Here is a 12,857-nt window from a genome sequence, read left to right as displayed (position 1 = left end):
GTGAGAATACAATGTAAAAAAACGACGAGGTGATGAAATTTTTAAATTATATTGTAATAAAAAAGCCTTGATAGTTTCCTATCAAGGCTTCGGTGTTTTAAAACTATTAAGTTTTAGTGACTAGATGGTTTTGCCATTGCAGAGGTTGCGACGTTTGAAGCAACATGGCCACCTGCGCCACCTTTACCTTCAAAGGTAGAGGCTTCACGCTGATACTCTGTTATCTCAAATGGTGCAGCGGCAGTTGTAGGTGCTGGCGCTTTTGTCATTGGAGAATAAGCATGGCGTTTGTGTAAGCTGACCGCTGGGCTGCTTGCTACCGCAGCAGGCTCAACCGCTGCAACAGGTTCGATAACTTCCTCGATACGGGCAACCTCAACTGATGTAGTGACAGCAACTTCAGCATGCTGTACTTCTTCAACCACGTCATTGACCTTTTCATTAACAATAACGGGCGCCGTTTGTTCGTCCGCGATAGTAACGCTTTCAGCCACTTCTGTTTGAGCTATTTCAACCTGTGGCTCAATAACGTCAGCCACTATTGCTACAGTTTCTTTTACAGCTTCGACGGTTTCAACTTCTTGCGAAACACCAGTTTTCTCTTCGACAATAACTGGAGCTGGTTCAACAATGTGCTCGACAGCGGTTGGTTCGTTAACTAAAGAAGTTTCTACAGTCGTGTCCTGAGACTCGAGTTTAACGTCTTCAGCGACGACAGGGGCAACAGTCACATGACTTTGTGACGCGGTAACATTTGCAGTTTCAGTTACAGAAGCTTCATTAACACTTTGTTGTTCAAGCATTTCTTCATTAGTGATGATTGCCATGCTCTCTTGTTGAGACTGGGCAATCGGGTAATGAATAAATACTTTGCCAGATGCGAGCTCAGGTGAGGCAACTGCAGCAACTAATGGCATTGGTGATTTTGTTAAATGACGTTCATCACGGTAGCGACGACGACGTTGCCCACTGACACGTAAATGACGTGGTGAACGACGTGAACGACGTGGAATGATGGTGTCTTGCTTTTCTTCGTCATCAGTTTGTGCCACAGCGCTTTGACGCTCTTCTGCTTGTACTTCACCTTCAGTTTGGCTCACTGGGGCAATTGGTGCAGGCAATGCAGTAATTGGCGCAGGCGCTATTTCAGGTGTCGTTTCAACTGGAGCAATAACCTGCTCGTTATCAGTAACACGAATTTTTTGCTCTAATTGACGACGTTGACGACGAGGAGCAACAGGACGTTGTTCTTCTTCCTTTTCCACTGCATCTTCAACATTATTTTGCTGAGAATCTTGCTGGGTTTTAGCCACCTGCTGTTGACGTTTTTCATCTTGGCGACGGCGACGCTCAGTCCGTTGCTCGCGACGTTGCTGCTGGTTGTCACGATTGTTAGTCTCAGTTGTTTGTTCGTCTTGTTGGCTCGTATTCTTATTATTACGGCCTTTATTACGATTATTCGCATCATCCGATGAGGCATTGCGGTTATTGCGATTGTCGCGGTTATCACGATTGTCACGATTGTCACGATTGTCGCGTGTTTCATTATCATCGCGGTCACGACGATTATTATTACGGCGATTATTATTGCGACGATCATTGTTCCGACGACGATCATTATTATGACGATTTTTTGGTGCAGGCTTCTCTACCACTTTTTCTTCTTCACCGAATAGGTTCTTGAAGAAAGCAGCAATTTTGCTAAATAAACCTGGTTTTGCTGGTTCTGCTGTTGCTGGTTTAACCGGCGCTTTTGTAGAGGCTTCTTTTAACTTAACAGTTGTAGATGCATCAACAGGCTCTTGCAGTGCAAAAGCAGAAATTGCAGGTTGCTCAGGTACTTTACGCTCAGCAGCAGTTTCATCACTTTGCGTTAAAGTTTCTGTCTCGTGATATTGAGCTAAGTTATAGCTTAGAGTATTTACCTCTTCACCTTTACGGATACGGATCACGTGGAAGTGAGGAGTTTGCATTTGGTCATTAGGAACAACTACAACACGAACATGGCTTTGGCGTTGTTCGATATCACTGACCGCTTTGCGTTTTTCATTCAATAGGTAAGATGCAATTTGTACGGGAACAATCGCATGTACCTCATGGGTATTTTCTTTCAGCGCTTCTTCTTCAATAAGGCGAAGAACAGACAGAGAAAGTGATTCGTTGTCACGAATGGTTCCCGTTCCTGTACAGCGAGGGCATACGTGGTGGCTTGATTCACCTAAAGAAGGGCTCAAGCGTTGACGTGACATCTCCAATAAACCAAAACGAGAGATACGGGCAATTTGAATACGAGCACGGTCTTGGCGCACAGCTTCACGTAAGCGGTTTTCAACTTCACGTTGATGCCTAACTGGCGTCATATCGATAAAGTCGATAACAATCAAACCACCTAAGTCACGTAGACGTAATTGACGAGCAATTTCATCGGCTGCTTCTAAGTTAGTATTGAACGCCGTTTCTTCGATATCACCACCACGTGTTGAGCGTGAAGAGTTGATATCGATAGCAGTCAACGCTTCCGTGGTATCAATGACTAATGCACCGCCAGACGGTAAGCGAACTTCACGTTGGAACGCAGATTCGATTTGCGATTCAATTTGGTAGTGACTAAAGAGTGGAACATCACCACTGTAGTGTTTGATTTTACTTGCAAAATCACCACGACCAATAGCTTCGATATGGTTACGAGCCATTTCGACAACTTTCGGGTTGTCGATCAGGATCTCACCAATATCTGGACGTAGGTAATCGCGGAATGCACGAACAATAACGTTACTTTCTTGGTGAATTAGGAACGGTGCAGGGCGATTTTCAGCCGCTTTTTGAATAGCTTCCCAATGACGTAAACGGTAGAGTAAATCTTGTTGCAGTGATTCTGCCGATTTACCTACACCTGCGGTGCGAACGATTAACCCCATGCCATCAGGGATTTCTAAAGAAGACAGCGCTTCTTTTAATTCCGTTCGGTCTTCCCCTTCGATACGGCGTGAAATACCACCCGCACGCGGGTTATTAGGCATTAAAACGAGGTAACTTCCTGCCAAGCTAATGAAGGTTGTTAACGCTGCACCTTTATTACCACGCTCTTCTTTATCCACTTGAACAATAACTTCTTGGCCTTCTTTTAACACATCTTTAATGTTAGGACGGCCTTGAGAGTGATAGTTACTTGGGAAGTATTCACGAGCGATTTCTTTGATAGGAAGGAAACCGTGTCTTTCAGCGCCGTAATCAACAAAAGCAGCTTCAAGACTAGGTTCAATACGGGTGATTTTACCTTTGTAGATATTGGCCTTTTTTTGCTCATGACCGGGACTTTCAATATCCAAATCATAGAGGCGTTGCCCGTCAACAAGGGCAACACGCAACTCTTCCTGTTGAGTTGCGTTTATTAGCATTCTTTTCATGTTATTACTTACTCATTATTTTCTTTTAAATAAGAGCAGCGAAAGAAAGAGCTACTGTAAACCGATGGCCTCGTGATTTTTACAAAACCGTCTGCCTCGCGGCAGTCGTTCGTATAGAGACGCGCAGTATTCGGTGAACCTGATTTTTAGATTAAAAATTCAGCGTTCTTAATCAGGATGCCGTAAGTTATTAAAGAAAACGGAAGTTCCTAACCCAATAAGCCAAAATTCGTTGCTCGCTAATTTATTTGATGTTGCTAAATGTCTTACGCCATTGCTGCATTGTTACGCCATCAAATAAGAAATCCTATAAAACGTTAACTTTCGTTTTTTAAACATCTCAGCAACTTCATATTATTCCATTGCCATAGCCATTATAGCAAGTGGATACGGAAGTTATATGGAAATTTTATTTAGAAATAGGATAAATCATGCAGAAAATAACCAAATTAAAAAAAAAGATAAAAAATTTTGTGGAGTCGGTATGATAGTGAAAGCGAATAAGAGCATATTTTAATCAATTAGAGTTAACGCATTCCCGAATGAATACACAAAATCAAGTTCAATTTATTGACATCAGCGATGACGAAGCTGGGCAACGTATCGATAACTTTTTGCTCACTAAACTAAAGGGTGTCCCAAAAAGTATGATTTATCGCATTATCCGCAAAGGGGAAGTGCGTGTTAACAAGGGGCGGATAAAGCCTGAATATAAATTGGCAGAAGGGGACCAAGTCCGCGTTCCACCTGTTCGGGTTGCTGAGCGTGAAACAGCCCCGGTTTCTGCCAAGCTGGATAAGGTCGCAGCATTAGCGAATTGCATTTTATTTGAAGATGACGTTCTCTTAGTGCTGAATAAACCGTCTGGTACAGCCGTTCATGGGGGAAGCGGTTTAAGCTTTGGTGTTATCGAAGGCTTAAGAGCATTACGCCCAGAAGCGCGTTTTCTTGAATTGGTTCATCGTCTTGATAGAGACACCTCAGGCATTTTGTTGGTGGCTAAAAAACGCTCAGCACTTCGGGCGCTACATGAACAATTACGTCTGAAACAAATGCAAAAAGATTATTTAGCATTGGTAAGAGGCAACTGGCAGTCACATATGAAAGTTGTCCAAGCGCCTTTACTCAAAAATATTCTACAAAGTGGTGAGCGCGTTGTAAAAGTGAGTAGCGAAGGAAAACCATCAGAGACGCGCTTTAAAGTGGAAGAACGATTTGATAATGCAACCTTAGTAAAAGCGAGCCCCGTCACAGGACGTACCCATCAAATTCGCGTACATACCCTTTATGCAGGGCATCCAATTGCGTTTGATGACCGTTACGGTGACAAACAATTTGATAGCCAACTGACAGGAACAGGTTTGAATCGTTTATTTTTGCATGCGAGCGCACTGAAATTTACGCATCCTAAAACGGGTGAAGAGATGCGGTTGCACGCTCCATTAGATAGCCAGTTGAATCACTGCCTAAAAATACTGCGTAGCCGTAAAGCAGAAAAGTAAGTCATTTAATTAACTGGCAGGTTTTTCCTGCCAGTATAAATAGTTAGAGACTAAATAGTTAGAGACTAAGTAATGGGTTGACTTGGTGTTGACGTAACATCTCGAGTAATAAGATAAGTGGAAGCCCAACTAATGTATTAGGGTCACGTCCTTCTAAACGTTCAAATAAACTGATCCCTAACCCCTCTGATTTAAAACTTCCAGCACATTGATAAGGCTCATCTTTGAGTAAGTAATTAGTGATTTCCTCATCAGATAGTTGCCTGAAATGAACATGAAATAGTTCACACTCAACATTAAACTTACCTGTTTCAGTATCAAGCAAACATAAGCCAGTATAAAAAGTAACCTTATTCCCTGACGCAGATTGAAGTTGTTGAAACGCATTATCAAAATTATGTGGTTTTCCTATAATTTTATTATCAATAACACAAACTTGATCAGAACCAATTACCAGATGCTGAGGGTATTGAGCAGAGAGTGCGCTAGCCTTTGCATGAGATAAACGCATGACTAAAGCTTGAGCTGACTCATTTAATATAGGGGACTCATCAATATTGGGTGCCGCTGCTAAAAAAGGTAATCCCAACTTTTTTAATAGGGCTTGTCGGTATGTCGAAGTTGACGCCAAAATAATCGATTTCATGATTTTTCTCGAAACTCGTAGCCAAAAGGGTTAACTCATTTTAAACTATAAAACGTAAAACCTACGGTTTTTTGGTGAAAAGGCGAGTTTACCCCGCCTTTTTCTTTGACTATAGCTCATTACAAAGTTAATATGCGCGCCTTATGCAAAAGGTAAAATTACCCCTGACTATCGATGCGCAGCGTGCAGCTCAGAAAAACCTCGACTATGTTGGGAGTTATACATCTGAGCAAGTTACACGAATTGCCGAATCAGTAGTCAGTGTAGACAGTGATGTAGAAACCGAATTATCATTTAATATTGATAAACAACGACTCACGGTTATCGAAGGGAAATCCGATGTGGATCTCACCCTCCAATGCCAACGTTGCGGGAAAAATTTCAAGCATCATGCCTACGTATCGTATTGTTTTAGTCCTGTCGTCAATGACGAAAAGGCCGAAGCATTACCGGAGCTCTACGAACCGATTCAAATTGATGAATTTGGTGAAATAGATTTGCTGGGAATGATAGAAGATGAAATAATTCTATCCTTACCAGTGGTTCCGGTTCATGATTCTGAACACTGTGAAGTGTCCGTAGCGGACATGGTGTATGGTGAACTGCCTCCTGAGGCAGAAAAACCAAACCCATTTGCCGTATTAGCCAGTTTAAAGAAAAGTACTTAAGGAGTAAGGTCAATGGCCGTACAACAGAATAAACCAACTCGTTCAAAACGCGGTATGCGTCGTTCACATGATGCACTGACTGCAACCCTAGTTTCTGTAGATAAAACTTCCGGTGAAACTCACCTGCGTCACCATGTGACTGCAGATGGTTACTACCGTGGCCGTAAGGTTATCAACAAGTAGTTTGTTGTTACCTTGGCTAATCTAACCATTGCGTTAGATGCTATGGGCGGGGATGTTGGTCCCCGCGTCACGGTGCCTGCTGCATTGCAGGCACTGGCATCTAATCCAGCACTCAAATTACTGCTTGTCGGTCAACCCGAAGCCATTCAACCTTTGCTTGCACATCAAAGTGCTGAGCAAATTTCGCGTGTCGAAATTATTCCTGCAGACGGCATTATCGCAAACGATGCAAAACCATCAAACGCGATAAGGCAAAGTAAAGGAACATCGATGCGAGTGGCCTTAGAGTTAGTGAAGACAGGGCAGGCACAAGCGTGCGTGAGTGCAGGGAATACGGGTGCGCTGATGGGCTTAGCGAAATTAATGCTAAAGTCTATAGAGGGGATTGAGCGCCCAGCGCTAATGACAATCTTACCTAATCAGCAAAAAAGCCAAACAGTAGTGCTAGATTTAGGCGCTAATGTTAACTGTAGTAGTGATATGCTCGTCCAATTTGCCGTAATGGGTTCCGTGATGGCTGAGGAAGTGGTTAACATTTCTAAACCGAGAGTTGCGTTACTGAATATTGGCGAAGAAGAGAGTAAAGGGTTGGATAATATCCGCGAAGCCGCCTCAGTATTAAAAGAAACGACATCAATTAACTACATTGGTTATGTAGAAGGTAACGAGTTACTGACAGGTAAAACCGATGTGTTAGTGTGTGACGGCTTCGCAGGTAATGTCTCATTGAAGACGATGGAAGGCGTAATACGCGTCATTCTTTCATTGATAAAATCGACCGGTGATCAACATAAAAAAAGCAGTTGGTTTATGCAACTAGCGAAAAAATGGTTAAAAAAACGTTTAATGAAACGTTTTGGGGACATGAACCCCGACCAGTATAACGGTGCGACTCTGTTAGGATTAAAAGGTATTGTCATCAAGAGTCACGGTGCAGCGAATGAAGGCGCTTTTAAAGCGGCTATTGACCGCGCAGTACAAGCTGTTGAAAAACAAGTCCCAGAAAGAATAACAGCGCGACTAAATATTGTTTTGCCCAGGAGTGATCAATAACCTATGGCTATGTACAGTAAAATCTTAGGAACCGGCAGCTACTTACCAGCACAAGTACGTACCAATGCTGATCTGGAAAAAATGGTTGATACTTCTGATGAATGGATTGTGACACGCACTGGCATACATGAAAGACGAATTGCCAACGAAGACGAAAGTGTCTCAGTGATGGGGTTTCATGCGGCGAAGAATGCTTTAAGCATGGCGCAAGTTGATGCAACTGACATTGGCTTGATTATCGTTGCAACCACATCAGCAACTCACGCTTTTCCTAGTGCAGCTTGCCAAATCCAACAAATGCTTGGCATTCAAGATTGTGCCGCATTTGATGTTGCAGCCGCATGTGCAGGTTTTACCTATGCAATTAGTATTGCTGATCAATTCGTCAAAACGGGTATGACCAAAAAAGCATTAGTGATTGGTGCCGATGCATTATCTAAAACATTAGACCCAGCAGACCGTGGCACGATTATTTTATTTGGTGATGCGGCAGGGGCTGTTGTTATTGGTGAATCTGAAGAACCGGGTATTATTTCGACACATTTACATGCCGATGGCCGTTATGGGGATTTACTCACATTACCTAACCGTAGCCGTTGTTCTGAAGACCCTGCATATTTAACCATGACAGGTAACGAGGTCTTTAAGGTTGCAGTGCGCGAATTAGCTCATATTGTTGATGAGACATTAGCACAGAGCGGCATTGCGAAAGAAGAACTTGATTGGCTAGTCCCACATCAAGCAAATTTAAGAATTATTTCTGCGACGGCAAAAAAATTAGATATGACAATGGATAAAGTCGTTGTCACATTAGACCGTCACGGTAATACTTCTGCAGCATCAGTTCCTACAGCGTTGGATGAAGCGGTGCGCGATGGCCGTATTCAGCGTGGTCAACTTGTGCTTTTAGAAGCCTTCGGTGGTGGTTTCACTTGGGGCTCTGCATTGGTTCGTTTTTAATTAACTGAGAAAATAGACATGACACAATTTGCTATGGTATTTCCCGGGCAGGGTTCTCAGTCTTTAGGTATGTTAGCGGCACTGGCTGAAGAAAATCAGTTGGTTGAGCAAACATTCGCTGAAGCATCGGAAGCATTGGGTTACGATCTCTGGGCGTTAGTACAAAATGGGCCAGAAGAAGAATTAAATAAAACATGGCAAACACAGCCTGCTTTATTAGCAGCGTCTGTGGCGATTTTCCGTGTTTGGAAAGAAAAAAATGGCGTAATGCCTACAATCATGGCAGGCCACAGCCTTGGGGAGTATTCAGCTTTAGTTTGTGCCGGTGTTATCGACTTTAAACAAGCGATTAAATTGGTCGAATTGCGCGGGAAACTCATGCAAGAAGCGGTTCCTGAAGGCACTGGTGCAATGTATGCCATCATTGGTTTAGATAACGAATCAATTGAAAAAGCCTGCCAAGAAGCCTCTCAAGGTCAAGTGGTTTCACCGGTTAATTTTAATTCACCGGGCCAAGTTGTGATTGCGGGTGAAAAAGCGGCCGTTGAACGTGCGGGTGTCGCATGTAAAGAAGCGGGTGCAAAACGTGCATTGCCATTATCCGTTAGCGTACCTTCACATTGTGCATTAATGAAGCCAGCTGCTGATAAATTAGCCGAAGCGTTAGAAAAAATTGATTTTTGTGAGCCAGGCTATCCAGTTATTAACAATGTTGATGTTAAAATTGAGAAATCGGCACAAAATATTCGTGATGCTTTAGTCCGTCAACTGTATAATCCAGTACGCTGGACGGAAACAGTAGAATTGATGGCAGATCAAGGTGTTGAACATCTAATTGAAGTAGGCCCAGGGAAAGTATTGACTGGTCTTACCAAGCGAATTGTCTCTAAATTAACTGCCGTTGCAGTCAATGATCCTGTATCATTAAGCACTGCTTTAGAAAATAGCTGAGGACGACATGAGCTTTGAAGGAAAAATTGCACTGGTAACAGGCGCGAGTCGTGGAATTGGTAAAGCGATTGCTTTAACTCTAATTGCTCGTGGTGCTACTGTTATCGGAACAGCAACCAGCGAAAAAGGCGCAGAAGCCATTACCGCTTATCTTGATGGTAAAGGTAAAGGTTTAGCGTTAAACGTGACTGATACAGCATCAATCGAAGAAACTTTGACCAAAATCCGCGAAGAATTTGGTGAAATTGATATTTTGATTAATAATGCAGGTATCACTCGTGATAACCTATTGATGCGTATGAAAGAAGATGAATGGCAAGATATCATTGACACTAATCTTTCATCCGTTTACCGTTTGTCTAAATCCGTTTTGCGTGCCATGATGAAAAAACGTTGTGGACGTATTATTTCAATTGCATCCGTTGTTGGTGTAATGGGAAATGCGGGGCAAACTAACTATGCAGCAGCGAAAGCAGGGTTGATTGGTTTTAGCAAATCATTGGCTCGTGAAGTCGCTTCTCGTGGTATTACTGTCAACGTCGTTGCACCTGGTTTTATCGAAACTGATATGACTAAAGCATTGACAGATGAACAGCGTGCAGGCATTTTATCTCAGGTTCCTGCGGATAGACTGGGTGATGCACAAGAAATTGCCAGTGCTGTAGCGTTTTTAGCTTCTGATGAAGCTGCTTACATCACAGGTGAAACATTGCATGTCAATGGTGGCATGTACATGATCTAAAGAAATGATGGAACTATTTGCATTTTTAATGTTATCCAACGCTAAATAATGCAAAATAATAGTTCCAACAGCCGGGATTGGGTTGTATCTTTTCCTGTATTTCATAAACTACGAAAACCATCGCGAAAGCGAGTTTTGATAGGAATTTTAATAGTATGAGCACTATCGAAGAACGCGTTAAGAAAATCATCGTTGAACAACTGGGTGTTAAAGAGGAAGAAGTTGTAAATACAGCTTCATTTGTTGATGACTTGGGCGCTGATTCTCTTGACACAGTTGAGCTGGTTATGGCTCTGGAAGAAGAGTTCGATTGCGAAATCCCTGACGAAGAAGCTGAAAAGATCACAACAGTACAGGCTGCGATTGACTACGTCGAGAACGCATCTAAATAATTGTACGAAAACTTATCTAGGCGATCACTCGATCGCCTATGTTTCTTTTGTAACTTTTCCCTCCTTGGAGGAAATACGTGTCTAAGCGTCGTGTAGTCGTAACCGGACTGGGCATGTTATCTCCTGTCGGCAACACAGTTGAGTCATCATGGAAAGCTGTTTGTGACGGACAGAGTGGTATCAGCCTAATCGATCATTTTGATACTACTAACCACGCAACTAAATTTGCTGGCTTAGTAAAAGATTTCAATTACGAAGAATTTGGCATCTCCCGTAAAGATGCAAAGAAAATGGATCCATTTATCCAATATGGTATCGCGGCTGGCTTTCAAGCCTTCAAAGATGCTGGATTGGAAGTAACAGAAGCCAATGCTACCCGAATTGGTGCAGCGATTGGTTCTGGTATTGGTGGGTTAGGCTTAATTCAGGACAACTGTGAGTCATTACTGCACGGTGGACCTCGTAAGGTAAGCCCATTCTTCGTACCATCAACCATCATTAATATGGTGGCTGGTCATTTAAGTATTATGTACGGTTTCCGTGGCCCAAGTATTTCAATTGCAACCGCCTGTACATCAGGTGTGCATAATATTGGCCATGCTGCACGTATGATTGCTTACGGTGACGCGGATGTAATGGTTGCAGGCGGTGCTGAAAAAGCTACAACACCACTCGGTGTAGCTGGTTTCGGTGCAGCAAGAGCATTATCAACACGTAACGATGACCCGCAAGCGGCAAGTCGCCCATGGGATAAAGACCGTGATGGCTTTGTTCTGGGAGACGGCGCAGGTATCATTATTCTTGAAGAATATGAACATGCCAAAGCGCGTGGTGCAAAAATTTATGCAGAAATTGCAGGTTTTGGGATGAGCAGTGATGCTTATCATATGACATCACCACCTGAAAATGGTGCGGGTGCAGCACTTGCAATGGAAAACGCACTGAATGACGCAGGAATTAAAGCGAGTGACGTGGGGTATATCAATGCTCACGGTACTTCAACCCCTGCTGGTGATTTGGCAGAAGCGCAAGCGGTTATTAATGTATTTGGTGAAGGTACTGACGTATTAGTCAGCTCAACTAAATCAATGACGGGGCACTTACTTGGTGCAGCGGGTGCTATTGAGTCAATCTTCACCATTTTGTCATTGCGCGAACAAATTGTTCCACCAACCATCAATCTGGATAACCCAGATGAAGCGTGCAAACTGGATTTTGTTCCAGGTGAAGCCCGTAAAGTGGACAACATGGAGTTTGCTCTGTGTAATTCATTTGGTTTTGGTGGTACCAACGGTTCATTAATTTTCCGTCGTTATCACGGCGAGTAATTAATCTACTACCGTTATTAATTAGCCCTAGTCACTTAATTGTGGCTAGGGCTTTATTTTTTTCAGTTCTTTGCACAGTTCTTCGCTTTAGTTTATGATGATCCCACTTGATTACTGTCTGATTTATCAGCTTTTATTATAAGTAATATCAATGTCATATTGGGTTAATGGGCAGCTTTGCCAGCAAATAAGTGTTACCGATCGCGCAGTCTCTTTTGGGGACGGCTGCTTTACGACCATACACGGTGTTAATCAGCAAGCTAAAATGCTAGATGAGCATATTGCTCGGTTGAAACATGATAGCCAGAGGTTGAGAATTGCACAGCCAGATTGGGAAAGCTTGGCAGAGCACTTAAAGCAGATTTGTACAGAACAAACTCAAGACGAGTTTGTGATTAAAGTGATCCTGAGCCGTGGTGTCGGAGGCCGGGGATATAGTGCTAAAGGTTTTACTTCACCGACGGTGATAGTGAGCGTTTCTCCCTTTACAAATAACTATGTTCAACTGCAGTGCAAAGGAGCGCGCTTAGTTCTTAGCCAAATTCCATTAGCTCGTAACCCATTGTTAGCTGGAATGAAACATCTCAACCGCCTAGAACAAGTTCTTATTAGACAAGAGGTTGATGAACTTGGTGCAGATGAAGCGATTGTGCTAGATACCGACGGCATTATTATTGAATGCGGTAGTGCGAATGTTTTCTGGCGAGTTGGGCAAACTGTGTATACCCCAATTTTATCTCATAGTGGTGTGAATGGATTAATGAGACAAAAGATCATATCACTGTTAGAGGATAGCCAGTACCATCTTCAACAGGTCGAACGCTTTGCTAATGTTTTAAATCATTGTGATGAAGTGATCATTTGTAATACGTTGATGCCTGTTTTGCCGGTACAAAGTATTCAAATGAACAAACAGTGTCCACCATTGCAATTTGCGTCCCGCGAGTTGTTTGAGTATTTATTTTTGCGTTGCAAAATTTAGTTTTTATAAATGAATTAATTATTACCAACACACGCATTGAAAT

12 protein-coding genes are annotated in these 12,857 nt (G+C 42.8%); 10 read left to right on the top strand and 2 right to left on the bottom strand.

Annotated elements, in window-relative coordinates:
- Positions 1–113: 113 nt before the first annotated feature.
- On the bottom strand, positions 114–3,407 hold the full coding sequence (gene rne, locus CYG50_RS10910; protein ID WP_102137716.1) for a ribonuclease E: 3,294 nt from the start codon (positions 3,405–3,407) through the stop codon (positions 114–116).
- Between the two features lie 542 nt (positions 3,408–3,949).
- Between rne and rluC the strand changes: the two genes are divergently transcribed.
- On the top strand, positions 3,950–4,909 hold the full coding sequence (gene rluC, locus CYG50_RS10905) for a 23S rRNA pseudouridine(955/2504/2580) synthase RluC (RefSeq protein WP_102137717.1): 960 nt from the start codon (positions 3,950–3,952) through the stop codon (positions 4,907–4,909).
- A 58-nt stretch (positions 4,910–4,967) separates the two neighbouring features.
- Here rluC and CYG50_RS10900 read toward each other — a convergent pair whose 3' ends face one another.
- Positions 4,968–5,555 carry a Maf family protein gene (locus CYG50_RS10900; RefSeq protein ID WP_102137718.1) on the bottom strand — a complete coding sequence of 196 codons (588 nt, stop codon included), beginning with the start codon at positions 5,553–5,555 and terminating at the stop codon, positions 4,968–4,970.
- A 143-nt stretch (positions 5,556–5,698) separates the two neighbouring features.
- On the opposite strand from CYG50_RS10900, the gene yceD reads away from it, so the two are divergent.
- From yceD to pabC, 9 genes are all read left to right on the top strand, one after another.
- Positions 5,699–6,223, top strand: coding sequence for a 23S rRNA accumulation protein YceD (gene yceD, locus CYG50_RS10895; protein ID WP_102137719.1), 525 nt, complete (start codon positions 5,699–5,701; stop codon positions 6,221–6,223).
- 12 nt (positions 6,224–6,235) lie between these two features.
- Positions 6,236–6,406 carry a 50S ribosomal protein L32 gene (rpmF, locus tag CYG50_RS10890; protein ID WP_004253223.1) on the top strand — a complete coding sequence of 57 codons (171 nt, stop codon included), beginning with the start codon at positions 6,236–6,238 and terminating at the stop codon, positions 6,404–6,406.
- A 12-nt stretch (positions 6,407–6,418) separates the two neighbouring features.
- Positions 6,419–7,459 carry a phosphate acyltransferase PlsX gene (gene plsX, locus CYG50_RS10885; RefSeq protein WP_102137720.1) on the top strand — a complete coding sequence of 347 codons (1,041 nt, stop codon included), beginning with the start codon at positions 6,419–6,421 and terminating at the stop codon, positions 7,457–7,459.
- A gap of 9 nt (positions 7,460–7,468) precedes the next feature.
- On the top strand, positions 7,469–8,419 hold the full coding sequence (locus tag CYG50_RS10880; RefSeq protein ID WP_102137805.1) for a beta-ketoacyl-ACP synthase III: 951 nt from the start codon (positions 7,469–7,471) through the stop codon (positions 8,417–8,419).
- 18 nt (positions 8,420–8,437) lie between these two features.
- A complete protein-coding gene (fabD, locus tag CYG50_RS10875) occupies positions 8,438–9,370 on the top strand; it encodes an ACP S-malonyltransferase (RefSeq protein ID WP_102137721.1) in 933 nt (310 codons plus the stop codon).
- 7 nt (positions 9,371–9,377) lie between these two features.
- Positions 9,378–10,112, top strand: a complete 735-nt coding sequence (gene fabG / locus CYG50_RS10870; protein WP_102137722.1) for a 3-oxoacyl-ACP reductase FabG — start codon at positions 9,378–9,380, stop codon at positions 10,110–10,112.
- Between the two features lie 155 nt (positions 10,113–10,267).
- Positions 10,268–10,504 (top strand): acyl carrier protein, encoded by a 237-nt coding sequence (gene acpP / locus CYG50_RS10865; protein WP_004253236.1) that lies wholly within the window; start codon positions 10,268–10,270, stop codon positions 10,502–10,504.
- 77 nt (positions 10,505–10,581) lie between these two features.
- The gene (fabF, locus tag CYG50_RS10860; protein WP_102137723.1) at positions 10,582–11,832 is read left to right on the top strand and encodes a beta-ketoacyl-ACP synthase II; all 1,251 of its coding nucleotides are present in this window, start codon (positions 10,582–10,584) and stop codon (positions 11,830–11,832) included.
- Positions 11,833–11,983: 151 nt separating this feature from the next.
- Positions 11,984–12,814 carry an aminodeoxychorismate lyase gene (gene pabC, locus CYG50_RS10855; RefSeq protein WP_102137724.1) on the top strand — a complete coding sequence of 277 codons (831 nt, stop codon included), beginning with the start codon at positions 11,984–11,986 and terminating at the stop codon, positions 12,812–12,814.
- Positions 12,815–12,857: the final 43 nt, after the last annotated feature.

It is taken from the genome of Providencia huaxiensis (assembly GCF_002843235.3).
In the GTDB taxonomy this organism is placed as follows: Bacteria; Pseudomonadota; Gammaproteobacteria; order Enterobacterales; family Enterobacteriaceae; genus Providencia; species Providencia huaxiensis.
Note: the sequence above shows the minus strand (reverse complement) of the source record. Positions and strands in the feature narration are given on the sequence as shown.

Bases quoted from the DNA above. Each gene is read 5' to 3' on its own strand.
- rne (WP_102137716.1), bottom strand. From the start codon at position 3,407: ATGAAAAGAATGCTAATAAACGCAACTCAACAGGAAGAGTTGCGTGTT.
- pabC (WP_102137724.1), top strand. From the start codon at position 11,984: ATGTCATATTGGGTTAATGGGCAGCTTTGCCAGCAAATAAGTGTTACC.
- rpmF (WP_004253223.1), top strand. From the start codon at position 6,236: ATGGCCGTACAACAGAATAAACCAACTCGTTCAAAACGCGGTATGCGT.
- rluC (WP_102137717.1), top strand. From the start codon at position 3,950: ATGAATACACAAAATCAAGTTCAATTTATTGACATCAGCGATGACGAA.
- fabG (WP_102137722.1), top strand. From the start codon at position 9,378: ATGAGCTTTGAAGGAAAAATTGCACTGGTAACAGGCGCGAGTCGTGGA.
- fabD (WP_102137721.1), top strand. From the start codon at position 8,438: ATGACACAATTTGCTATGGTATTTCCCGGGCAGGGTTCTCAGTCTTTA.
- CYG50_RS10880 (WP_102137805.1), top strand. From the start codon at position 7,469: ATGTACAGTAAAATCTTAGGAACCGGCAGCTACTTACCAGCACAAGTA.
- acpP (WP_004253236.1), top strand. From the start codon at position 10,268: ATGAGCACTATCGAAGAACGCGTTAAGAAAATCATCGTTGAACAACTG.
- yceD (WP_102137719.1), top strand. From the start codon at position 5,699: ATGCAAAAGGTAAAATTACCCCTGACTATCGATGCGCAGCGTGCAGCT.
- CYG50_RS10900 (WP_102137718.1), bottom strand. From the start codon at position 5,555: ATGAAATCGATTATTTTGGCGTCAACTTCGACATACCGACAAGCCCTA.